We start from the raw sequence: 23,436 nt of genomic DNA, 5'->3' as shown, positions 1-23,436 counted from the left end.
GACCGACTGACCGACTGACCGACTGACCGACTGACCGTACAGAACGAGACGGAAGAGGAACGGACGACCGCCATGCACGATGCGACACGGCCCACTCTCGTGGTCGTCGCGCACGGCAGCCGCGACCCGAGGCACGCCGCGACCGTCGCCGCGCTCTGCGCGCGTGTGCGTTCGCTGCGTCCCGGGCTGCGCGTGGAGGCGGCACATCTGGACTTCAACACGCCCTCCGTACCGCGTCTTCTGGAGCGGCTGCACGCCGAGGGCGTCCACGACGTCGTCGCGCTGCCCCTGCTGCTCAGCCGCGCCTTCCACGCCAAGTCCGACATCCCCGCGGAGCTGAACGAGGCGACGTCGCGGCTGCCGCGCCTGCGCGTGCGGCAGGCGGAAGTTCTGGGCCCGCACCCGCTGCTCGTCGGCGCGCTGGAGCGGCGGCTGCGCGAGGCCGGCCTGCGCCGGGAGAAGCACGGCTCGACCGGCGTCGTGCTGGCGTCGGCGGGCTCCTCCGATCCGGAGGCGATCGCAGTGATCGCACAGACCGCGCGGGAGTGGCGGCGCACCGGTGGCTGGTGTGCCGTGCGTCCTGCGTTCGCCTCCGCCTCCCTGCCCCGCACCGAGGACGCCGTACGGGGGCTGCGTGCCGACGGCGTCGAGCATGTGGCGGTGGCGCCGTACGTCATCGCGCCCGGCCGTCTCCCCGACCGCATCCGCGGCGGCGCCTTCGAGGCGCGGGCCGACGTGCTGGCGCCGGTGCTGGGCGCCGCGCCCGAGCTGGCGGAGCTGCTGGCGCTGCGCTACGACGAGGCCGCCGCTCGCGGGCCGCTGGCACTGAGCGCCTGACGGCCCGGGCGGCGGCCTCGCCTCAGCGGCTCAGCGCCTCGGCGGCCGGTACCTCAGCGGCTCAACGGGCCCTGCCCGGCTCGTACTTGTAGCCGACGCGGCGGACGGTGACGATCGTGTCCCGGAAGCGGCCGAGCTTTCGGCGCAGCCGGGCGATGTGCACATCGACGGTACGGCCGTCGCCGACGTGGCTGTAGCCCCACAGCGTTGCCACGAGGTGGCCGCGGGTGTGCACCCGGTGCGGATTCGCCAGCAGGTGGGCGAGCAGCTCGAACTCCAGGTAGGTCAGGCTCAGTTGCTCCCCGTCGGCCTGCGCGGTGTGCCGCTCGGTGTCGACGCGCAGGCCGCCGGCGGTGTCCAGGCCGTCGGGGGCGGCTCCGTCCTGCTGCTCCTGCGGGGGCGTCTGCGGTACGGGCGTCCGGCGTACGGGCTGCTGCCGCACCCCTTGCGGAACCGGAGGCTGTTCGGCGGGCAGCAGCGGACGGAAACGGGCTCTGGTGCCGTCCGCGGTGAAGAGTTCCGTCGGGTCGGTGCCCTCGGGGACGAGGACGACGTAGCCGACGACGGGCGTCGCATCGCCGGGCGGACCGTCTTCGTCGGCCGTGTCCCGTCCGGAGGCCGGTCCGTCGGTGGCGGTCTCGTCGACGACGCGAAGATGGCGTGCGACGGCGGAAAGGGCGGAAGTCATTCGGGCTCCTTCGCGGAGAGTTCTCAAGGGCGAGCCGTGAAGCACCGGTAAGGGAGAAGCCCCGCTCGTGAACTGCCGGACGGCGCAGGGCATCCGGGACCGCTCGGAACGGAACACGGAATGCGCGATCACCGGCCGTGGAAACGCGTCGGAACGGCTCACCCGGTGGTCAGGAAGCGAATCGGGAAAGGCCGCCGGTCACGGGACATCGCGTCCCGAAGCCGGTGACCGGAGGGAAGAACCGCAGCTCGCATCGGCTCCGTCAGGGAAGGAGCGGAGAGCAGAGCGGAAAGGAATCAGCCGAGCGCGGAGCTCAGAAGCCGTCGGCACAGATCGCGCTGGCGTGCCGTCGCAGATCGACGTGCAGGCGCGCTACAAGAATTGCGGACTGATTCACGGAATCGAGCATGGCAGCAATTGACCTACGGCGTCAACGAATTCGCCAGCCGTATCGAATAGCGGATGACGGCGCCGCGGAAGGAAAGGGCGCGGCCGTTCCGGAGGGCCGGGAAGTCGTCGCCGAGCCCGCGTTCGCGCCCCAGGACGCCGTACGAACGCGGCCGCCCGCCGCGCTCGTGGAAGAACGCGGCGGGCGGTCTTGTGCTGTGATGCGTTGTGCTGCTTTGTGCCGTGGTGCGTCGTGCTCAGCGGGCGTGCTCGCCGGTCACTTCTTGTTGACGTTGAGCAGCTTGTTCGGCGTGCCCTCGCTCGGGTTGGATATCGCGTCCGGCGTCGCGGCGTCGGTCAGACCCTTGGCGACGTCCGCCGGCTTGGCGTCCTTGTTCTCGCCGAGGAAGAGCGCGGCGGCACCCGCGACGTGCGGAGCGGCCATCGAGGTGCCCGACAGGGTCTCGGTGGCGTCGTCGCCGGTGTTGGTCGCGGAGACGATGTCGACGCCCGGCGCGTAGATGTCGACCAGCTTGCCGAAGTTGGAGAACTCGGCCTGGGCGTCCTTGTCGTCGCTGGCGGCGACGGTGATGGCGTCCTTGACGCGCGCCGGCGAGCTGTTGTCGGCGTCCTGGCTCTCGTTGCCCGCGGCGAGGGCGTAGGTGACGCCGGCGTCGATGGACTTCTGCACGGCCGCGTCGAGCGCCTCGTCCTTCGGACCGCCGAGGGACATGTTGGCGACGGAGGGACCCTTGGCGTTCTTGGTCACCCAGTCGATGCCCTTGACGACCTGCTCGGTGGTGCCGGAGCCCTGGTCGTCCAGCACACGCACGGCGACGATCTTGGCCTTCTTGGCGACGCCGTGGTCGGAGCCCGCGACGGTGCCCGCGACGTGCGTGCCGTGGCCCTGGCCGTCGTCGGCGTTGTCGTCACCGTCGACGGCGTCGAAGCCGTGGGTGGCGCGCTTGCCGAAGTCCTTGTGCGTGATGCGGACGCCGGTGTCGATGACGAACGCCGTCACACCCTCGCCGGCACTGTCCGGGAAGGTGTACTTCTTGTCGCCCTTGGTGTCCGTCTGGTCGATGCGGTCCAGGCCCCACGACGGCGGGTTGGCCTGCGTCTCGTTGATCGTGAACTTCTTGTTCTGAACGACCTTCTCGACCTGGGAGTTGCCGGCCAGCTGGCGGGCCTCCTCGGCGCTCAGGCCCTTCGCGGAGAAGCCGTTGATGGCGGAGTCGTAGGTGTTCTTGACCTTGCCGCCGTACTGGTCGACCAGGTCGTTCCCCGCGGACTTCACGGAGTTGGCACCCTTGGCGTCCTTCAGCATGACGATGTAGCTGCCGTCGACCGTGCCCTTGGCCTTCGTGCCGTACACGTGGCCTTCGGCGGGAGCCGCACCGGCAGGCAGCGTCAGCAGCGTGGCCGCCCCGACCACCGCCGCGGCGACGCCGGTCGCCAGAGTGATGCGGCGCCGCCTTGCGGACTTCTCCGGGCTTCTGGGCGTGTTGGTTGCCATGACGAGGGTCCTCCTCGTGAGGTGTGGGGGGTTCTATGTCACTTTTCGCACCCGGCACAGTCGCGGTGATGATCCGCAACCGGGTGACTCGAAACACTGTCTGATTGATCCGCTCACCTCAAGCCGTATGAGCGGGTGTGACATACACAACTTTCGAGTAGGCACGGCAAAGCGCCCTGTATCACCCCAAGTTGACCTGACAGCCCATCAGAACGATCAGATAGCTGACCGCCCTGACTCACTTCCGTGCAAGTCCTGTGCAGGGTGCGCCCGGTCCGCAGGCCCCCGGACTGGAGGGCCCGATCAGACTCAAAGCGGGCTCAAGCAGGTTCAATTCGGGATCAAGGGATCAAGGGGGCCAAGGGTGAAGGCCTCGATGTGCGGGCCCGGGGAGGTCAGCCGGCGAGCTCGATCAGCCGCTGGACCGTACGCCAATTGCGGCTGGTCGCCGTCACCTTGGGCCGCAGGGATTCCAGCGCGGCCGGAAGCCTGCTGCGGCCCATTCCGTCCGGAAAATAGCAGTACACCGCGCTGCCCGCATGGTGGAAGGTGTCGGGAGCGAACGCCGCGGCGTCCACGGAGTCGAAGTGCCCCTCCGGCGGAGCCTCTTCGAGGAAGACCACCAGCAGCTTGGCCGGGTCCAGCTCCGCGGCCGGATAGGGGCAGGCCGCGGCCACGGCGCGCAACTCCCCGGCCGTACGGACGAGGCAGCTCACCTCGAAGCCGAAGTGGCCGGCGACGGCACGCTCCAGCCGGGCGCGCGGGTCCGCGTCGTCGGTGGTGAAGACCGCGTTGCCGCTCTGCAGGTAGGTGCGGACGTCGCTCCAGCCAAGGCCCGCCATGACCTCCCGCAACTCGGCCATGGGGACCTTCCTGTGACCACCCACGTTGATCCCGCGCAGTAACGCCGCATACGTCGTCATGGGCGGCAGCTTAGAAGAGGCGTCCGACACCAGGTGGCGGACAGTGCGGTTCATGACACCGGGCGTGAGTCCGCCCACGCGGACTCGAACTCCTCACGGTAGGTCTGGAACAGCCCGCTCACACCCTCGTCCTGCGGCTTGTCGTGCCCCTCGCGGGGCTGCACCAGTTCCCTGCCTCCGCCGCGCAGGACCAGCACCGGAGCCTCCATGCCGCGCACCCGACGCAGATACGGCTGCACGACGGCCAGGCCGTCCGCCCCGTCCCCGTCGACCATGTACGCGGAGAAGCGCGGCGTCTCGTCGAAGACATGGATCTCGAAGGCGCCCGTGTCACGCAGCCGCGCCCGCACCCGGCGCATATGGAGAATGTTCATCTCCACCGTGCGGCTCAACTCGCCCTTCTTTATGTTCAGTTCGCGCTCCCGGCGGCGCACGGCGCTGCTGGCCGGGTTGAGGAAGAGCAGCCGCAGCCGGCACCCGGAGGCGGCCAGCCGCACCAGTCTGCGGCCCGAGTAGTTCTGCACGAGCAGATTGAGGCCTATGCCCATCGCGTCCAGGCGGCGCGCACCGCCGAAGAGGTCCTCGGCGGGCAGGCTCCGCTGGAGGCGCACCCGGTCGGAGTGGACTCCGACGACGTCGGCGAAGCGGTCGCCGACCAGGTCCTCGACGGCGTCGACGGGCAGCCGGTGCGCGGAGGGCGTCTCGTCGCCGGAGGCGCCCAGCAGCTCCAGCAGCCGGGCGCACATCCGCTCGGCCTGCGCGAGGACCGTCTCGGACAGCGCACGGTTGCGGGCGACCGCGCTGCGCGCCACCTCCAGCTCGTCCAGGGCGAGTTCGACCTCGCGGCGGTCGTCGAAGTACGGCTCGAAGCAGGGCCAGTGCTGCACCATCAGCTCGCGCAGCTGCGGCAGCGTGAGGAAGCAGAGAACGTTGTCGTCGGCGGGGTCGAGGAGATAGCCCTTGCGGCGGCTCACCTCCCGTACCGCCACGGCCCGTTGCACCCACTCCTGCCCTGCCGGACCGGCCGCGGCGACGACCCAGTCGCTTCCGTGCACCGGTTCGTAGATCGGCCGCAGCACCGCGGAGACGACCGCGCGCAGCCGCTGTTCGACGAGATTCAGCCAGATGTAGGCGCGGCCTGCCCGACGGGCCCGTGTGCGCACCTCGGACCACGCGTCCGCGTCCCAGTCGAGGTCCGCGCCGATCTCCATGGGGCGCGCCAGTGACACCGCACCGGCCGGCACGCCGGCGGCCTCCCCGTCACCGTCGTCGCCGCTTTCACCTGGGGGGAGCTCAAGCCCTCCCGCACCCACCCGCGCACCGCCTTCCTGACCCTGTTGAGCGATCAAGGAAGACTACTTCGGCCCCGGAAGGGCCGCACCCTGAACCCCCATCAACTTGCCCCGCCCGTACGTCCGTACGAGGGATTGCAGCCCGCTGTGCCACTCGCGATCCATTCCCTTTCGCACCACCTGGGCAAGGATGCCCCGGTGCGGCGGCAGCAGCCGGACGGTGACGGCGGGAGGAGAGCATCGCATGCAGGTCTGGCCGGGACAGGCGTACCCCCTCGGTGCAACCTATGACGGCGCGGGTACGAATTTCGCGGTCTTCTCCGAAGCGGCCCGGCGTATCGAGCTGTGCCTGCTGGACGACGAGGGGCGCGAGACGGCGGTGGAGCTCCGCGAAGCCGACGGCTACGTGCGGCACGCCTACCTGCCGGGGGTGATGCCGGGGCAGCGCTACGGATTCCGTGTACACGGCCCGTACGACCCCGGACGGGGTCTGCGCTGCAACAGCGCGAAGCTGCTCCTCGACCCGTACGCGAAGGCCATGAGCGGGCGCGTCGACTGGGACGAGGCGGTCTACGGATACCGCTTCGGCGCCCCGGAGCTGCGCAACGACCTCGACTCCGCACCGCACACGATGGCGTCGGTGGTGGTCAATCCCTACTTCGACTGGGGCGACGACCGGCCGCCGCGCACCGGATACGACCGCACCGTCATCTACGAGGCACACGTGAAGGGCCTCACGATGCTGCATCCGGACCTGCCCCCCGAAGTGCGCGGCACGTACGCGGCGCTGGCACACCCGGCCGTCATCGGCCACCTCACCCGGCTCGGCGTCACCGCACTGGAGTTGATGCCGGTGCACCAGTCCGTCACGGACCACGGGCTCGCGGACGCGGGAACGGTGAACTACTGGGGCTACAACACCATCGGCTTCTTCGCACCGCACAACGCCTACGCCTCGTGGGGCGACCGCGGACAGCAGGTGCTGGAGTTCAAGCAGGCGGTGCGCGCCCTGCACGGCGCGGGCATCGAGGTTCTCCTCGACGTCGTCTACAACCACACCGCGGAAGGCAGTCACCTTGGTCCCACGCTCTCCTTCCGGGGGCTCGACAACCCCTCGTATTACCGGCTGAGCGAGGATCCGCGCTACTACACGGATACGACGGGCACGGGTAATTCACTGTTGATGCGCAGCCCTCACGTACTGCGGCTCATCATGGACTCGCTGCGCTACTGGGTGACCGAGATGCATGTGGACGGCTTCCGCTTCGATCTGGCGGCGACGCTGGCCCGGCAGTTCCACGAGGTGGACCGGCTCTCCTCCTTCTTCGACCTGGTTCAGCAGGACCCGGTGGTGAGCCGTGTCAAGCTGATCGCCGAGCCGTGGGACCTGGGTGAGGGCGGCTACCAGGTCGGCAACTTCCCTCCCCCGTGGGCGGAATGGAACGGCCGCTACCGCGACACGGTGCGGGACCTGTGGCGCGGCGAGCCGGGCACGCTGGCGGAGTTCGCCTCCCGGCTCACCGGCTCCTCCGACCTCTACCGGGACGGCAGACGCCCGCTGGCCTCCGTCAACTTCGTCACGTGCCACGACGGTTTCACCCTGCACGACCTCGTCAGTTACGACGGCAAGCACAACGAGGCCAACGGCGAGGGCGGCAGGGACGGCGAAAGCCACAACAGGTCCTGGAACTGCGGGGCCGAGGGCGGCACCGACGACCCGGACGTACTGCGGCTGCGGCGGCGGCAGATGCGCAACTTCGCCGCGACGCTCATGCTCTCGCAGGGCGTGCCGATGCTCAGCCACGGCGACGAGTTCGCCCGCACCCAGCACGGCAACAACAACGCCTACTGCCATGACGGCGAACTGACGTGGGTGCACTGGCCGGAGAGCGGCCCGGCAGCACCGGGACCGCTGCCGGAGAACGAACTGGCCACGTTCATCGCCGAGTTGACCGCTCTGCGGCGCGAGCACCCCGTCTTCCGGCGGCGCCGCTTCTTCCGGGGACCGTGCGCGGAGGACGGCGCCGGCGGCTCGTACCCGGCGGCACCCGACATCGCCTGGTTCACGCCCGCCGGCGAGCCCATGCGGCCGCAGGACTGGCACGAGGAGGAGTCCCGGTCGCTGACGGTGCTGCTCAACGGCGGCGCCATCTCCGAGCCCGGCAGGCGCGGCGAACCCGTCACCGACGACTCGTTCCTGCTGCTGTTCAACGCGCACCACGCGCCGGTGGACTTCGCCGTCCCCGACGCGCCCGGTGGTCCCTCCGACTCCGCGGGTCATGCACACTCCGCGGACCCGGCGGACGCCGCGTGCGGCTGGCAGCTCGTCCTCGACACCGCGGTGGACGCTCCTCCCTCGGCACTGGAGACCCGCAAGGCCGGACCGGGCGACCGGATCACGCTGACCGACCGCAGCCTCGTGGTGCTGCGGTGCGTACGTCAGGACGGCCGGGCCCGTCAGTAGCCGGGCGGCGGCTGCGTGGGCGGCAGTTGCGGAGGTGGCGGCGGAGTGGCGGTGGCGCCCAGGACGAGCCTGAAGCCCGTCTGCCCGAACCGGACCGTGTCACCGGGGCGCACGCGCACCGAGCCGGTCACCCTGCTGCCGTTCACCCACGTCCCGTTGCTGGACCCGAGGTCGCGCAGCTTCCAGCCGTCGCCGGTCGCGCGCAGCTGCGCATGCGTACGGGAGACGGTGAAGTGGTTGAGCCGCAGCATCGAACCGGGCGCACGGCCGATGGAGTACGCGTGCGAGCCGGGTGCCGGAAGCAGCAGTTCCGGCAGGCGCTCGGACTGCCAGGCCTTCCGGAGCGCACGGGGGAAGGAGAGGACACGGGCGATGCCTTCGGCGAACCACCGGCCCCTCGGCCGGCGCGTCGGCAGGTCCTGCAACGCGGCGTGCAGCTCACCGTGCCACTGCGCCTTGAGGACCACGTCCATGCGCCGCTCGAACGTGTTCTGCGAGATGCGTCCCTCGGCCGCACCCTCGCGCAGCACCTCCAGAGCCCGTTCCCGGTCCGCGTCGGAAAGCCGCGGTGGGTAGGCACCGAACTCGAGAGATGTCATGTGCATCATTCTCAGTACGCCCAAACCCCCTGTCCAGGCCGGGCCTTGTGCAGTAGCCGAACCAATACATCCGGGCCGCTCAGACGGCGGGGGAACCCGTCCTGTCCTGTCCCGTCCCGTCCTGTCCGGAACTCGGCGGTCCCACCCGGGCTGCGGTGCCCAGCCGGAGCCGCGCCCGAAAACTCCTTGGACGTGCACGCGGACCGCGCGCTACGTTGCGCGAACCTTCCCGGCCTCCGCGGCCGGGGTGCCCCAGGCCAGAGGAGAGGAGGCGGTAGCTGATGTGCACGTTCACACCCGCGCTCCCCCTGGGCCTCCGCATCCACTAGGCACCCGCCCGGGAGCGCGGAACCCGCTCCCGGAAGGACAGCTCTCACGATGAACGGCATCACCGGCACGACCGGAGACCTGGTCGTCCGCACGCTCGCGGAGTCAGAGGCTCGCGACGTCTTCACTTCCCTCCCCGATCCGGGGCTCGTCGGCGGGGCCCTGCTCGGCCGCCCCTACACGACAGTCCACGAGGGCGGCGAATACCGCCCCGAGTGGACGTGGGTCGCCGAACGCGAGGGGCGCGTCGTCGCCCGCGCGGCCCTGTGGGCCGGACCGGCCGACCAACAGCCCCTGCTCATCGACTGGTTCGACTTCGAGCCCGGCGAGAGAGAGGCTGCCGTGCGACTCCTGCGCGGGATCTCGCCGAAGGTCGAGTTCGAAGTCGTACTGCCGCCGGGCTGGCGCTCCGATCCGGCCGCACGGGCCGCGGCCGAGGCCCGTATCGACGCGGCCTCGGAGGCGGGCTGGACACCGCTCGTCGAACGCTTCCGATACCGGTGGACGCCGGATTCGGGAGTTCCCGAGCACTCCGGACGTCTCCGCTTCCGGCCCGAGCCGGACGACGAAGTGATCCTGGACGTGCTGCGGCAGATCCAGCACGGCACGCTCGACGCACACGCCCGGCAGGCGCTCGCGACGGGGAACGAGGACGGTCCAGCCGTCGAACGGGCCGCCCGCGAGGACATGGACCACCTGCGGTGGATGGCGTCCCACGGCGGCCGCGAGTGGTGGCGCCTGGCCCACACCCCGGACGGCGCGCTTGCCGGGCTGCACGTGCCCGGCCTGATCCCCAGCGGTTACGCCGTCGGCTTCATCGGCGTGGTGCCGCAGCAGCGCGGCAACGGGTACGCCTACGACCTGCTCGCCGAGTGCACCCGCCAACTGGCCGCCGAGGGCGCCGAGTCCGTCGCCGCGGCGACGGACCTGGGCAACGCCCCGATGGCCGCCGCTTTCGCGAAGGCCGGATATCCGGTCGTCCAGCACCGGTTCTGCATGACGCCGGGCACGGGGAGCGCCGTCGGCGCGTGACAGAGGGACTGCACAAACGGACGCCCGTGCCCCGGAATCCGGGACACGGGCGTCCGCGTACGTACCCGACCGTCCGGGCCGTCCTTCGCGGACCGGCCCGGACAGCGGTCGTCAGGCCAGGTCGAACCGGTCGAGGTTCATGACCTTGTCCCACGCCGCGACGAAGTCGTGCACGAGCTTCTCGCCCGCGTCGTCGCACGCGTAGACCTCCGCGAGCGCGCGCAGCTCGGAGTTCGAGCCGAAGAGGAGGTCGACGCGGCTGCCGGTCCACTTGACCTCGCCCGTGACGGTGTCACGGCCCTCGAAGGTCTCGGCGGCCTCGGACGCCGGCTCCCACTTCGTGCCCATGTCGAGCAGGTTGACGAAGAAGTCGTTCGTCAGCGAACCGGGGCGCTCGGTGAGCACGCCGAGTGAGGACTTGTCGTAGTTCGCGCCCAGGACGCGCAGACCGCCGACGAGCACCGTCATCTCGGGCGCGCTCAGGGTGAGCAGGTTCGCCCTGTCGAGGAGCAGGTACTCGGCCGGGAGCCGGTTGCCCTTCCCGGTGTAGTTGCGGAAGCCGTCCGCGGAAGGCTCCAGCGCCTCGAAGGAGTCCGCGTCGGTCTGCTCGGCCGATGCGTCCGTACGTCCCGGCGTGAAGGGGACCTCGATCTGGTGGCCGGCCTCCCGGGCCGCCTCCTCGACACCGACGCAGCCGCCGAGGACGACCAGGTCGGCCAGCGAGACCCTCTTGTTCGTGCTCTGGGCGGAGTTGAAGTTCTCCTGGATGCCCTCCAGCTTGCGCAGGACCGCCGCCAGCTGGTCGGGGTTGTTGACCTCCCAGCCGTTCTGCGGCTCCAGGCGGATGCGCGCGCCGTTGGCGCCTCCGCGCTTGTCGCTGCCCCGGAACGACGAGGCGGACGCCCAGGCGGTGGAGACCAGCTCGGACACCGTCAGCCCCGAGTCCCGGATCTGGGTCTTGAGGGCGGCGGTGTCGTCGGACCCGATGACTTCGTGGTCCAGCTCGGGGACCGGGTCCTGCCAGATCAGCCTCTCGCTCGGGACCTCCGGGCCGAGGTAGCGCTGGATCGGTCCCATGTCGCGGTGGGTCAGCTTGAACCACGCGCGTGCGAAGGCGTCCGCGAACTCGGCGGGGTTGTCCTTGAAGCGCCGCGAGATCGGCTCGTAGACCGGGTCCATGCGCAGTGACAGGTCGGTCGTGAGCATCGTCGGGGCGTGGCTCTTCGACGAGTCGTGGGCGTCGGGCACGGTGCCCGCTCCCGCACCGCCCTTGGGCTGCCACTGGTTGGCTCCTGCGGGGCTCTGCGTCAGCTCCCACTCGTAGCCGAAGAGGATCTCGAAGAAGCTGTTGTCCCACTTCGTGGGGGTGTCGGTCCAGATGCCTTCGAGACCGCTGGTGATCGCGTCGCCGCCGACGCCGGTGCCGTGGCCGCCCTTCCAGCCCAGGCCCTGCAACTCCAGCGGGGCGGCCTCCGGTTCGGGGCCGAGGTGGCTGTCGGGAGCGGCACCGTGGGTCTTGCCGAAGGTGTGACCGCCGGCGATCAGCGCGACCGTCTCCTCGTCGTTCATCGCCATGCGGCGGAACGTCTCCCGGATGTCACGGGCCGCGGCGACCGGGTCGGGGTTGCCGTTGGGGCCCTCCGGGTTGACGTAGATGAGGCCCATCTGAACGGCGCCGAGGGGGTTTTCGAGCTCCCGGTCGCCGGTGTAGCGCTCGTCGCCGAGCCAGGTGGTCTCGGGACCCCAGTAGACGTCCTCCTCGGGCTCCCAGACGTCCTCACGGCCGCCGGCGAAGCCGAAGGTCTCGAAGCCCATCTGCTCCAGGGCGACGTTGCCGGTGAGGACCATCAGGTCGGCCCACGACAGCTTCTGGCCGTACTTCTTCTTCACCGGCCACAGCAGACGGCGGGCCTTGTCGAGGTTTCCGTTGTCAGGCCAGCTGTTGAGCGGCGCGAAGCGCTGCTGGCCGGACCCGGCACCGCCGCGGCCGTCGCTGATGCGGTAGGTGCCCGCGCTGTGCCACGCCATCCGGATCATGAAAGGCCCGTAGTGCCCGAAGTCGGCCGGCCACCAGTCCTTGGAGTCCGTGAGCACCTCGGCGATGTCCCGCTTCACTGCGGGCAGATCGAGGTTCTTGAACGCCTCGGCGTAACTGAACTCCTCGCTCATGGGGTTCGTCACGGGGGTGTTCTTGGCGAGGATCGTCAGATTGAGGCGGTTCGGCCACCAGCCCCGGTTCCCGCCGCCCTGGGTCGGGTGCGGGGCGCGGCCGTGGACAACCGGGCAGCCGCCTGCACCTTCCGTGCTCGTCTCGTCGACGGTTGCTTCGTGTTTCTCGGACACGGAAATCCCTTCCAATTCGATCAGCAGTGATCAAGAGCTGGGTACGGCGGAACAATCGGGGCACAGGCCCCAGTAGATGACCTCGGCCTCGTCGATCACGAAGCCGTGGTCCTCGGACGCGGACAGGCAGGGCGCTTCGCCGACGGCGCAGTCGACGTCGGCGACGACTCCGCACGACCGGCACACCACGTGATGGTGGTTGTCCCCGACCCGTGCCTCGTAGCGCGCCAGTGAGCCCGGAGGCTGGATGCGCCGCACCAGGCCCGCCGCGGTCAGCGCGCGCAGCACGTCGTAGACGGCCTGGTGGGAGACGCCACCGAGATCCCCACGCACGGCACCGATGATCGATTCGGTCTCGGCGTGCGGATGGTCGTGCACCGCGTGCAGCACCGCCACCCGGGGCCGCGTCACGCGCAGTGCGGCCTCGCGAAGCATGCGCTCGTAGTCCGTGGTGGTTGGCACGGTACGCAGCCTGCCGCAGATTCTGGAATCAATCAAGAAACAGTCGACGGGCGGACGGCCCCGCCCGGGTCCGCCCCCCGTCTGCGGACGTGCCCCTAGCCGTCCAGTGCCAGCCGTACGCCGAGCGCCAGCAGCACGCCGCCCGAGATCTGCTCCAGCCTGCGCCGTACGCCGGCGCGGGACAGCACGCGCCGCATCCGTCCGACGAACCACACGTACAGCCCGTAGTAGCCCACTTCGAAGACCGCCCAGATCGCCGCCAGCGTCATCATCAGGGGCAGCTGCGGAGCGCCCTGCGGGACGAACTGCGGGAGGAAGGACATCGCGAAGACCGCCGCCTTCGGATTGGCGAGGTTCAGCAGCAGCCCGGCCCGGTAGGAGCGCCACCCGCGCTCCTTCGTGGGGCCCGACTCCGCGGCCACCTCGAAGCTTCCGCCCCGCCGGGCCGCTCGGATCGCCTGCACCCCGAAGACGATCAGCACGGCCGCTCCCCCGAAGCGCAGTACGTCGTAGGCCAGTTGGGACGCGGCGAGCAGCGCCGTGAGCCCGAGGGCGGCGACGACGCCCCAGATGAAGACACCCGTCTCGTTCCCCAGCACCGTCATGAAGCCCGAGCGGCGGCTGCGCAGCGAACTGCGGATGATCAGCACGGTGCTGGGTCCGGGAGACATCGCGACCAGCAGACATGCGCCGAGGAAGGACAGCAGGGTTGTCAGCATGTGCTCCATCCTGGGGGCGCGTCCGGCGCGGGGCGAACGCTTTTCAGGCGTCGCCCTCCCCCTGGGCCTTGCCGGTCCTGGTGACGCCCGCACGCCGTCCCGGCAGGAACGAGGCGATGAGCAGTCCGGCGAGCGCGGCTCCCGCGGCGATGAGGAACGAGACGCGGAAGCCGCCCTGGCTGGGCACGTCGGCGCCGCCCAGCGGCCGGCTCATGTGTGCCAGCACCACGCCGACGACGGCGCTGGAGGAGGAGGTGCCGATCGAACGCATCAGCGTGTTCAGCCCGTTCGCGGCCCCCGACTCGGACGGCGGCACGGCACCGAGGATCAGCGCCGGCATCGCCGAGTAGGCGATGCCGATGCCGACGCCGATGAGGACGGCGGTCAGTACGACCTGCCAGACGGCGCCCATCAGAACCATGCCGGCGAGATAGGCCACGGCCAGGATCACAAGGCCCGCCATCAGCGAGACCTTCGGGCCGCGGGCCTCCGAGATCCGCGCGGAGAGCGAGGACACGAGCATCATGGCGATGCCCATCGGTGCCACGCACACTCCGGCGACGACCATCGACTGCCCGAGCCCGTAGCCGGTGGAACGCGGCAGCTGGAGCAGTTGCGGCAGCACCAGCGTGGCGGCGTAGAACGCGAGGCCGACGGTGATGGAGGCGAGGTTGGTCAGCAGCACCTGGCGGCGGGCCGTGCTGCGCAGATCGACCAGCGGTTGCGGTACGCGCAGCTCCATCAGCCCCCACAGGAGGAGGATCAGCAGCGCGGCGGCGAGGAGACCGAGCGTGAGCCCGCTGCTCCAGCCCCAGTCGCCGCCCTTGGATATCGCCAGCAGCAGCGCGACGAGACCCGCCGACAGGCCCAGCGCACCGGGGAAGTCGAAGCGGCCTCCGGTGCGCTGCGCGGACTCCGGCACCACCGCGGCCACCGTCAGCATGGCCAGCAGACCGAGACCGGCCGCCCCGAAGAAGAGCACGTGCCAGTCGGTGTGCTGCGCGACGTACGCGGCGGCGGGCATGCCCAGCGCCCCGCCGACACCGAGCGAGGAGCTCATGAACGCCATGGCCGGGCCGAGCCTGTCGGGCGGCAGTTCGTCCCGCATGATGCTGATGCCGAGCGGGATGGCACCCATCGCGAACCCCTGCACGGCACGTCCGGCGATCATCGGCAGCAGCGACGAGGTCATGGCGCACATCAGCGAACCCGCCACCATCGCGCCCAGGCTGCAGAGGATGAGGCGGCGCTTGCCGTAGAGGTCGCCGAGGCGCCCCATGATGGGCGTGGCCACGGCCCCGGAGAGCAGCGTCGCGGTGACGACCCAGGCGGCGTCGGAGGTGGTGGTGCCCAGCAGCGCGGGCAGCCCGGCGACGACGGGGACGAGCAGCGTCTGCATGACCGCGACCGAGATGCCGGCGAAGGCCAGCACCGGCACGACTCCCCTGCGGGTGACCGCGGCCGCCTTGCCGCCGCTCCCGCCGGTGGTCGCGGACGGGGCGGCGCTGCGGGCATGGGTCATGCGGACTCCGGGTGGGTGACGGGACTGCCGTTCGGATCGTTTGTAACGTACAAGCGAACCGCGGCGCCCTGCGCTGCTATTCCGCGGGGCTTTGTGAGGCCGGCGCAAGGACGGGGCAGAAGGGGCGCGGAGGCGCCCGGCGGTGTTTCCCGGCGGCCAGCGCGGGAAGTGCACGCATGACGGTGTGGTCCGTCCACCGTCCTGAGCCTGCGGCAGCCTCCCCGTCCGCCGGACCGCCGGTCCGCCTCGCGGGGCACGCCGTGGGACTCCCGTCTTCTCCGCGGCAGCCGGCGAGGACATGTGTACGTATCCCGTCCCGGAAGGCCCTCCGTGAGCGACACCACCGAAACGACCGCGCACCCCGGCACCGAACAGGGCCGTCCGTCCAAGCGCGAAGGCCGGCGTGGCCGGCGGGGTCGTTACCGGGACCGGCGTGGTGCTCGTGGTGGGGCTCGTGGTGGTCGTGAGGATGCCGAGCCGCAGATCGCTGAGGATGATGTGCTGATTCCGGTGGCGGGGATCTTGGACATCCTGGACAACTATGCGTTCGTGCGGACGTCGGGGTATCTGCCGGGTCCGAATGATGTGTATGTGTCGTTGGCGCAGGTGCGGAAGAACGGTCTGCGCAAGGGTGATCACGTCACGGGTGCGGTGCGGCAGCCGCGTGAGGGGGAGCGGCGGGAGAAGTTCAATGCGCTGGTGCGGCTGGATTCGGTCAACGGCACCTCGCCGGAGGGCGGCCGGTCGCGGTCGGAGTTCAACAAGCTGACGCCGTTGTATCCGCAGGAGCGGCTGCGGCTGGAGACGGAGCCGAATCAGCTCACCTCGCGGATCATCGATCTGGTCTCGCCGATCGGGAAGGGGCAGCGGGGGCTGATCGTGGCGCCGCCGAAGGCGGGCAAGACGATGGTGCTGCAGAGCATCGCGAACTCGATCACGGTGAACAATCCGGAGTGCCATCTGATGGTGGTGCTGGTCGATGAGCGGCCGGAAGAGGTCACCGACATGCAGCGGTCGGTGAAGGGCGAGGTGATCTCCTCGACCTTCGACCGTCCCGCGGAGGATCACACCACGATCGCGGAGCTGGCGATCGAGCGGGCCAAGCGTCTGGTGGAGCTGGGTCATGACGTGGTGGTGCTGCTGGACAACATCACCCGGCTGGGGCGGGCCTACAACCTCTCGGCTCCCGCTTCGGGGCGGATCCTGTCCGGCGGTGTGGATTCCACGGCGCTGTATCCGCCGAAGAAGTTCTTCGGTGCGGCGCGGAACATCGAGGACGGCGGTTCGCTGACGATCCTGGCCGCGGCTTTGGTGGAGACCGGCTCCCGGATGGACGAGGTGATCTTCGAGGAGTTCAAGGGCACCGGCAACATGGAGCTGAAGCTGGACCGGAAGCTGTCGGAGAAGCGGATCTTCCCCGCGGTCGACGTGGACGCCTCCGGCACCCGCAAGGAGGAGATCCTCATGGCGGGCGACGAGCTGCAGATCATCTGGAAGCTCCGCCGGGTCCTGCACGCCCTGGACCAGCAGCAGGCCATCGAACTGCTCCTGGACAAGATGAAGCAGACCAAGTCCAACACCGAATTCCTGCTCCAGATCCAGAAAACCACCCCCGGCTTTCCCGAGGGCGGCAGCGGTACGGACTGACCCGGCCGACGCGCGGGGGCGCATTCCGCCGGTTCAGGGAAGCACCGGATGCTCAGGGCCGGGAGCTCGGGGCCCGGAACCCGGGGCCGGGAGCTCAAGCCTGGGGACCGGGCCCGGAGCCCGGAGCCCGGATTCAGGACTCCGAGGGCACCAGCCGGACGGCGATGCTGTTGATGCAGTACCGCTGGTCCGTCGGCGTCGGATAGCCCTCGCCGTCGAACACGTGACCGAGGTGGGAACCGCAGCGGGCGCACCGCACCTCCGTGCGCAGCATCCCCATCGAGTGGTCCTCGATCAGTTCGACGGCCTCGGACCCGGCCGGGTCGTAGAAGCTCGGCCAGCCGCAGTGCGACTCGAACTTCGTGTCGGAGCGGAAGAGTTCCGCACCGCAGGCCCGGCAGTCGTAGACGCCGGTGGTCTTGGTGTCGGTGTATTCACCGGTGAACGCGGGTTCCGTGCCCGCCTCGCGCAGCACCCGGTACTCCTCGGGGCTGAGCTCGGCCCGCCACTGCTCTTCCGGCTTCTCGATCTCGTACGTCACGGCCGGCCGGCCTCCTTCATCGGTCTCGGGAGCTTCGTCGCGGGGCTCACTGCTGCGGCAGCCGGGCGAGGATCTCCGGGCCCAGCTCCGTCACGTCACCCGCCCCCATGGTGAGAACGAGATCACCGGGGGCGGCCATTCCCGCGGCCAGCTCCGCGCCCGCCGTGCTGGTCGCCGCGTGCCGTACGTCCGCGCCCGCGGCGCGCGCGGCATCGATGATCAGCTCACTGGTCACGCCGGGGATGGGGTCCTCGCGGGCCGGATAGATGTCGAGGACGACCGAGGCGTCGGCCAGCGCCAGCGACTCCCCCATCTCGGTCGCCAGCTCCTGCGTGCGGCTGAAGAGGTGCGGCTGGAAGAGGACGATGATCCGTCCGTCGCCGGAACCGCCGCGGATGGCCTCCAGGTCGGCGGTCATCTCGGTGGGGTGGTGCGCGTAGGAGTCGATGACCTGGACGCTGTTCGCCTCACCCTTGAGCTGGAGCCGGCGCCGCACACCGGTGTACGTGCCCAGGGCCTTCGCGAGCTCGTCGGCGGGGACGCCCAGCTCGGAGCCGGCGACGAGAGCGGCGACGGCGTTGAGCGCGTAGTGCTTGCCGGGCACGAAGACGGCGAACGTCAGCTCCTCCCCCTCCAGACGCACCGTGGTCTCGCTGGTCAGTCCGTGCGGCGTGACGTCGAGGACGCGGACGTCCGCGTCGGCGGCCTCGCCGTAGGTGCGCACCCGCACCCGCCCGCGCTCGCGGACGCGGCGCGTCAGCTCGCGGGCGCCCTCGTGGTCCGCGGAGACGACCAGCACGCCGCCGGGGCGGATCCGGTCGGCGAAGGTCACGAAGGACTCGTAGATCTCCTCCATGGAGGAGTAGTTGGCGTGGTGGTCGAGCTCCACGTTGAGGACGATCGCCACCTCGGGCTCGTACTTGTGGAAACTGCGGTCGGACTCGTCCGCCTCGGCGACGAAGATCTCACCGCGGCCGTTGTGCGCGTTGGACCCCGGCTCGTCCAGGTCGCCGCCGATCGCGTACGACGGGTCGAGCCCGAGGGCGCCCAGTCCGACGGCGAGCATCGAGGTCGTGGTCGTCTTGCCGTGGGTGCCGGCGACGGCCAGCGGCCTGCATGCGTCCATCAGCGCGGCCAGCGCGTCCGAGCGGTGCACGACGGGCACGCCGTGCTGCTGCGCCGCGACCAGTTCCGGGTTGTCCGGCCGGATGGCGCTGGAGACGACGACGCTCGTGGCGTCGGGCGCCAGGTGCGCCGCATCGTGGCCGATGTGCACGGTGGCGCCGAGGCCGCGCAGCGCCGCCGCCGTCACGGACTCCCTCGCGTCGCTGCCCTGCACCCGCGCACCGCGCTGGGCGAGGATCTTCGCGATGCCGGACATCCCCGCACCGCCGATGCCGATGAAGTGCGGGCGCGCCAGGTCCGCCGGGACGGTCGGGCTGGACAGGTCGGCTGCCATGCGGGCGCCTCCAGGATTCGTACTCTCGCGAACGGGCGCGGCGCGCACCCGGGGCCCGGATGTGCACGACGCGCCCGCTCAGCCTATGCGTTACGGGTGGGCACTTGGCCTCCCCAGGGGCGCAGCCCGCGGCAAGCCGCCCCGGTCACGGCCCGGCCGCAGGAGGCAGGCGGGCCTGCCCCGGCCGGCTCTACGGGGTGTGCGCGAAGAGCTTCAGCACGGGGACGCCCACCTTGTGGCGGGCCCTGGTCGCCCAGTCGCGGTGGAAGAACTCCTCGACCAGGTGCGGGGCCGTCAGCACGATGACCTCGTCCGCCTTGTGCCGCTCGACCGCGTCGGTGAGCACGTCGAGCGGATGGTTCTCGATGATCCGGCCCTGTGCCTCGGCGCCGGCCTCCCGCAGCAGCGTCAGCGAGTGCTCCAGGGCCCGGCGGGCCGGCTCGCGCGTATCGCGGTCGTCCGGTTCGCTGCCCTCGCGGACGGCCTGGTCGAGCTCACCGAGCGCGACGTCGTCCAGGGCGCGCAGCAGGCGGTCCTGGTCCCCGCGTGGCTGTATCAGTACGACGAAGGAGACAGCCTCGTCACCGTGCAGGGTCGTGACGAGTTCCACATCGTCGGACACCAGCGGCTTCTCGATCATCAATACGGTCGTGAACACGGCGGTGCCCTTCTTCATCATGGAGCCCGGGGGCTCCGGCGCGATCATCCTGCCAACGGCTGCCCGCGTACGCGCATCTCACGCTCCCCCGGCGCCGGCGGATGTATCCGAAACGGCCGGTTCCGCCGTCGCCCGTGCCCGCTGGTACCGCGTGAACAGGAAGCCGTCCTCCTCCAGTATCCCGGCGAGCCGGAAGTCCACCGGCACCCCGATGCCCGGGCCGTTCACGATCCGCGAGGCCTCACCCGAGGTGACGCGGGGGGCGAGGGTCAGGCACAGCTCGTCCAGCACACCCCCCGCGACCAGCTGGCCCAGCAGCCGCGGCCCCCCTTCCGTCAGCAGCCTCCGCAGCCCGCGCTCCGCGAGCGCGGCCGCCAGCCGCTCGGGCTCGACCGCCGCGCCCTCGCCCGCGAAGACGACCTCCGCGCCCGCGTACCGTGCGGCCGCGACCCGGTCGGACGGTGCGCCCGCCCCGGTCACCAGCAGCGTCGGCACGAGGGGGCGCGTGAAGAGCGGCTGGGAGAAGTCCAGGTCCAGGCCCGCGCTGACGACGGCGATGGCGGGCGCGGGACCCTGTCCGGCGGCGGCGCGGCGCCGGGCGAAGACCTCCCGTTCGCGCGGCGGGCCGTAGCCCTCTTGCCGCACCGTCTGCGCCCCCACCACGACCGCGTCCGCGAGACCCCGCAGCACGCCGAACACACGCATGTCGGCCTCGGACGAGAGCGGCTGCGAGCGGCCGTCGTGATAGGCGGCGCCGTCGAGCGAGGAGACCATGTTGGCGCGCAGCCACACGTCCGGGGTGCCGGGCCCACGCGCCGTGGACGCGGACGAGGAGGAGGACGCGGACGCGGACGCGGACCGGGAATCGGTCCCGGACGCGGTCCCGGACGCGGGCTCCGGGTAGGCGTATGCCTCGGCCAGCGCGTCGATGCTCCACCGGCCGTCCGAGGGCTCGGGGGACGTTCCGGGGCGTTCGTCGGCAGGGCACGGGAACAGGCGTCGCATGGACCGCAGTCTGGCACGCCGTCCGGCGCCGGTCCCCGGGCCGCCCGGCCCGTGAAATCCGCACTCCACGGCCCTTTAGCATGAACGCGTGTCCCGCTCCCTCGACCCGGCCGGTCCTGCCGGGCCCGCTGACCCCGCCGGTCCTGCCGGTACGGCGTCTGCCCGTACGTCCTCCGCTCGTACCGCCGACGAGGCAGGTGCACCGCTCTCCCTCACGTCGCGTGAGCCGCGTGTGCCGGCCGAGCGGCTCGTCGCCGAGATGGTCCCGCCCCCGCGCTTCGACGGCGTCCGCTTCGGGACGTACGTTCCGGACCCGGCGCGGCCCAGCCAGTCCGAGGCCGTCGAGGCGCTGCGTTCCTTCTCCCGGAGCATCAGCGGGGAACGGCGCGCGGGCGGCGGGGCCGGCGGCCTGAAGCGGTGGTTCCGGCGCGGCGGCGCGGCGGCGGCCGACAGCGCTCCCCGGGGCGTCTACCTCGACGGCGGGTACGGCGTCGGCAAGACGCATCTGCTCGCTTCGCTCTGGCACGCCACCGACGCGCCGCCGGAGCGCAAGGCGTTCGGCACCTTCGTCGAGCTGACCAACCTCGTCGGGGCGCTTGGCTTCCAGCAGACCGTGGCCACGCTCGGCGGCCACCGGCTGCTGTGCATCGACGAGTTCGAACTGGACGACCCCGGCGACACCGTCCTCGTCTCCAGCCTCCTCCGCCGCCTCGTCGAACAGGGCGTGGCGCTGGCCGCGACGTCCAACACGCTCCCCGGCAGGCTCGGCGAGGGCCGCTTCGCCGCGGCGGACTTCCTCCGCGAGATCCAGGGCCTCTCCGCACACTTCCGTACGCTGCGCATCGACGGCGAGGACTACCGGCACCGGGGCCTTCCGGCCGCTCCCGCCCCGCTCACGCAGGACGAGGTCCTGCGCGTCGCGCACCGCACGCCCGGTGCGTCGCTCGACACCTTCCCCGAGCTCCTGTCCCACCTCGCAGCCGTCCACCCGAGCCGGTACGGGGCGCTCGTCGACGGTCTCGGCGCCGTCTGCCTGACCGGCGTCGGGCCGGTGCCGGACCAGTCCACGGCGCTGCGGCTCGTGGTGCTCGCGGACCGCCTGTACGACCGCGAACTCCCCGTGCCCGCCTCCGGAGCGCCGTTCGACGAGCTGTTCGGGCAGGAGATGCTCGAAGGCGGCTACCGGAAGAAGTACTTCCGCGCGATCTCCCGGCTCACCTCGCTCGCCCGGGACGGCGCGCGGCTCGCCGGCGACTGAGGGCGCCGCCCCGGCGCGGCGCCCGTACGGCCGGCCCGCACCGGCGGGCACGGGGGCCGGGCCGCCCCGGCCGCACGGACCGGTCCGTACGGCCGGGTCCGTACGGACCGTCCGCCCCGGCCGCACGGAGATCGCCCCGTTGCCGTTGCGGAGGCTTTCGTTCCACTACGCACGCGCGTAGACCGCTGCTGTCGTGGCTAGTGCTCGTACGCCCGTCCGCATGGTAAACACACGAGATATCTGCCCCGCCGACATGGAGTTTCCGGATGACGACACGACGCCAAGTGCTCGCGAGATCGGGCGCGATGGGAGCAGGCATCGCCTTCTCGGGTGCCCTCTCGGAACTGTTCACGGGCACCGCCGCCGCCCAGGGCACCGGAGGTCGTTCCGGCTACGGGCCGCTCGTGCCCGACCCCGAGGGCCTGCTCGATCTGCCCAAGGGCTTCAAGTACAAGGTGCTCTCCCGCACGGGCGACGAACTGCGCTCCGGTGAGGGCAAGGTCCCCAGCAACTGCGACGGCATGGCCGCCTTCGCCGGCCCACACGGCCACCGCCACGGCTCGACCTGGCTCGTACGCAACCACGAGAACCGGATGGACGCCGAACACGGCGTACCCACGGTCGAGGGCCTCACCTACGACCCCGAAGCGCTCGGCGGCTGCACCGTCCTCGAACTCGACCACGGCGGCGAAGTCCTGCAGGAACGCGTCGGCATCGCCGGCACCTCCACCAACTGCGCGGGCGGTCCGAGCCCCTGGGACACGTGGCTGACCTGCGAGGAGACCGAGTTCAAGGCCGGAGAGGAGGGCTACAGCAAGGACCACGGATTCATCTTCGAGGTCGGCTTCCGCCACGACCGGCCCACTTCCACGGAGCCGCTGAAGGCGATGGGCCGCTTCCAGCACGAGGCCATCGCCTTCGACCCGCGCAACGGCGTGGTGTACGAGACGGAGGACGCCTTCGAGAAGCCCTTCGGGCTCTTCTACCGCTTCCTGCCCGAGAAGCCGCTGGGCGGTTACGGCTCCCTCCACGCGGGCGGCAAGCTGCAGGCCATGCGGGTGCCGGGGGTGCCCGACCTGTCCGTCGTACAGGAGCCCGGCACGAGCTTCGAGGGCATCGAGTGGGTGGACGTCCCCGACCCCCTCGCCAAGGAGACCGCGATCCGCTTCCAGGACTTCGGCAAGGACGGCATCACGCACGCCCAGAAGCTGGAGGGCTGCTACTGGGGCGGCAAGTCCGTCTACTTCGTCTCCAGCTACGCCAAGAGCGAGGAAGGCTCGAAGGCCGACCACTACGGGCAGATCTGGCGCTACGACCCGAAGCACAAGAAGCTGACGCTGGTCGTCGTCTTCGGGCCGGACTCGGATCTGGACCTGCCCGGCGAGGAGCCGGACAACATCTGCCTGGCCCCGAGCGGCGGGCTCATGGTGTCCGAGGACGGCGAGGGCGCCCAGCACGTCTACGGCCTGACCAAGCACGGCGCCGTCTACCCGATGGCGCGCAACCGGCAGGACATCGGCACCGACGAGGAGCCCGCATGGGGCGAGTTCGCGGGCGTCACCTTCTCGCCGGACAACTGCACGATGTACGTCAACTGCTATGACCCCGGCACCACGTTCGCGGTGACGGGCCCCTGGCGGCACTGAGCCCCCGGCCCGCCACGGCCGGCTCGCATGCCGAACGCACGAAGGCCGCGGCCCGGTGCCCCCGAGAGGGGCGCCGGGCCGCGGCCGTTTCACATCCGGCCGTCAAGACGG

The 23,436-nt window shown here is 70.9% G+C and carries 19 protein-coding genes and 1 pseudogene; 6 read left to right on the top strand and 14 right to left on the bottom strand.

Going from position 1 to position 23,436, the window contains the following annotated elements; translation table 11 throughout:
- The first annotated feature begins 72 nt into the window (after positions 1-72).
- Positions 73-837, top strand: a complete 765-nt coding sequence (locus tag AN215_RS28195; protein WP_070031271.1) for a sirohydrochlorin chelatase — start codon at positions 73-75, stop codon at positions 835-837.
- A gap of 61 nt (positions 838-898) precedes the next feature.
- Here AN215_RS28195 and AN215_RS28190 read toward each other — a convergent pair whose 3' ends face one another.
- The 5 genes from AN215_RS28190 to AN215_RS28175 form a co-directional block, all read right to left on the bottom strand.
- Complete coding sequence (locus AN215_RS28190; protein WP_070010410.1) at positions 899-1,525, bottom strand: winged helix-turn-helix domain-containing protein; 627 nt, start codon at positions 1,523-1,525, stop codon at positions 899-901.
- A gap of 313 nt (positions 1,526-1,838) precedes the next feature.
- Positions 1,839-1,934, bottom strand: a complete 96-nt coding sequence (locus tag AN215_RS30940; protein WP_420856134.1) for a putative leader peptide — start codon at positions 1,932-1,934, stop codon at positions 1,839-1,841.
- 255 nt (positions 1,935-2,189) lie between these two features.
- Entirely contained in the window at positions 2,190-3,428 is a 1,239-nt protein-coding gene (locus AN215_RS28185) for a S8 family peptidase (protein ID WP_070010411.1), read from the bottom strand.
- Between the two features lie 395 nt (positions 3,429-3,823).
- A complete protein-coding gene (locus AN215_RS28180) occupies positions 3,824-4,351 on the bottom strand; it encodes a DUF1697 domain-containing protein (protein ID WP_107374510.1) in 528 nt (175 codons plus the stop codon).
- A gap of 50 nt (positions 4,352-4,401) precedes the next feature.
- A complete protein-coding gene (locus AN215_RS28175; protein WP_070010413.1) occupies positions 4,402-5,664 on the bottom strand; it encodes a DUF5919 domain-containing protein in 1,263 nt (420 codons plus the stop codon).
- Positions 5,665-5,887: 223 nt separating this feature from the next.
- On the opposite strand from AN215_RS28175, the gene glgX reads away from it, so the two are divergent.
- On the top strand, positions 5,888-8,107 hold the full coding sequence (glgX, locus tag AN215_RS28170) for a glycogen debranching protein GlgX (RefSeq protein ID WP_070010414.1): 2,220 nt from the start codon (positions 5,888-5,890) through the stop codon (positions 8,105-8,107).
- On the opposite strand, the gene AN215_RS28165 is transcribed toward glgX, so the two are convergent.
- On the bottom strand, positions 8,101-8,706 hold the full coding sequence (locus AN215_RS28165; protein WP_070011253.1) for an FHA domain-containing protein: 606 nt from the start codon (positions 8,704-8,706) through the stop codon (positions 8,101-8,103). The genes glgX and AN215_RS28165 overlap by 7 nt on opposite strands.
- Before the next feature lie 378 nt (positions 8,707-9,084).
- On the opposite strand from AN215_RS28165, the gene AN215_RS28160 reads away from it, so the two are divergent.
- The gene (locus tag AN215_RS28160) at positions 9,085-10,065 is read left to right on the top strand and encodes a GNAT family N-acetyltransferase (protein WP_070010415.1); all 981 of its coding nucleotides are present in this window, start codon (positions 9,085-9,087) and stop codon (positions 10,063-10,065) included.
- Positions 10,066-10,176: 111 nt separating this feature from the next.
- On the opposite strand, the gene katG is transcribed toward AN215_RS28160, so the two are convergent.
- The 4 genes from katG to AN215_RS28140 form a co-directional block, all read right to left on the bottom strand.
- Positions 10,177-12,408, bottom strand: coding sequence for a catalase/peroxidase HPI (katG, locus tag AN215_RS28155; RefSeq protein WP_070010416.1), 2,232 nt, complete (start codon positions 12,406-12,408; stop codon positions 10,177-10,179).
- Positions 12,409-12,438: 30 nt separating this feature from the next.
- Positions 12,439-12,879 carry a Fur family transcriptional regulator gene (locus AN215_RS28150; RefSeq protein ID WP_420856165.1) on the bottom strand — a complete coding sequence of 147 codons (441 nt, stop codon included), beginning with the start codon at positions 12,877-12,879 and terminating at the stop codon, positions 12,439-12,441.
- A gap of 86 nt (positions 12,880-12,965) precedes the next feature.
- Positions 12,966-13,589, bottom strand: coding sequence for a LysE family translocator (locus AN215_RS28145; RefSeq protein WP_070011254.1), 624 nt, complete (start codon positions 13,587-13,589; stop codon positions 12,966-12,968).
- A 43-nt stretch (positions 13,590-13,632) separates the two neighbouring features.
- On the bottom strand, positions 13,633-15,111 hold the full coding sequence (locus AN215_RS28140) for an MFS transporter (RefSeq protein WP_070010418.1): 1,479 nt from the start codon (positions 15,109-15,111) through the stop codon (positions 13,633-13,635).
- Between the two features lie 396 nt (positions 15,112-15,507).
- Here AN215_RS28140 and rho point away from each other — a divergent pair.
- Positions 15,508-16,758: pseudogene (rho, locus tag AN215_RS28135) on the top strand (transcription termination factor Rho); the annotation flags it as partial.
- Positions 16,759-16,891: 133 nt separating this feature from the next.
- Here rho and msrB read toward each other — a convergent pair.
- The 4 genes from msrB to AN215_RS28115 all read right to left on the bottom strand — a co-directional run bounded on the left by msrB (position 16,892) and on the right by AN215_RS28115 (position 20,421).
- Positions 16,892-17,299, bottom strand: coding sequence for a peptide-methionine (R)-S-oxide reductase MsrB (gene msrB / locus AN215_RS28130; protein ID WP_070010419.1), 408 nt, complete (start codon positions 17,297-17,299; stop codon positions 16,892-16,894).
- A gap of 46 nt (positions 17,300-17,345) precedes the next feature.
- Positions 17,346-18,758: a UDP-N-acetylmuramate--L-alanine ligase gene (murC, locus tag AN215_RS28125; protein WP_070010420.1), complete on the bottom strand. Its 1,413-nt coding sequence runs from the start codon at positions 18,756-18,758 to the stop codon at positions 17,346-17,348.
- A 190-nt stretch (positions 18,759-18,948) separates the two neighbouring features.
- Entirely contained in the window at positions 18,949-19,416 is a 468-nt protein-coding gene (locus AN215_RS28120) for a universal stress protein (protein ID WP_070011255.1), read from the bottom strand.
- Between the two features lie 78 nt (positions 19,417-19,494).
- A complete protein-coding gene (locus tag AN215_RS28115) occupies positions 19,495-20,421 on the bottom strand; it encodes a pyrimidine reductase family protein (RefSeq protein ID WP_070031270.1) in 927 nt (308 codons plus the stop codon).
- Between the two features lie 88 nt (positions 20,422-20,509).
- Here AN215_RS28115 and zapE point away from each other — a divergent pair, with 88 nt between their 5' ends.
- Together zapE and AN215_RS28105 are read left to right on the top strand one after the other, a co-directional pair.
- The gene (gene zapE / locus AN215_RS28110) at positions 20,510-21,679 is read left to right on the top strand and encodes a cell division protein ZapE (RefSeq protein WP_420856135.1); all 1,170 of its coding nucleotides are present in this window, start codon (positions 20,510-20,512) and stop codon (positions 21,677-21,679) included.
- A gap of 266 nt (positions 21,680-21,945) precedes the next feature.
- Positions 21,946-23,325, top strand: coding sequence for an alkaline phosphatase PhoX (locus AN215_RS28105; protein ID WP_070010422.1), 1,380 nt, complete (start codon positions 21,946-21,948; stop codon positions 23,323-23,325).
- The last annotated feature ends 111 nt before the right edge of the window (positions 23,326-23,436 follow it).

Source organism: Streptomyces abyssalis (assembly GCF_001751365.1).
Taxonomy (GTDB): Bacteria; Actinomycetota; Actinomycetes; order Streptomycetales; family Streptomycetaceae; genus Streptomyces; species Streptomyces abyssalis.
The sequence above is the reverse complement of the archived record's forward strand: the minus strand, read 5'-3'. Positions and strand labels throughout refer to the sequence as shown.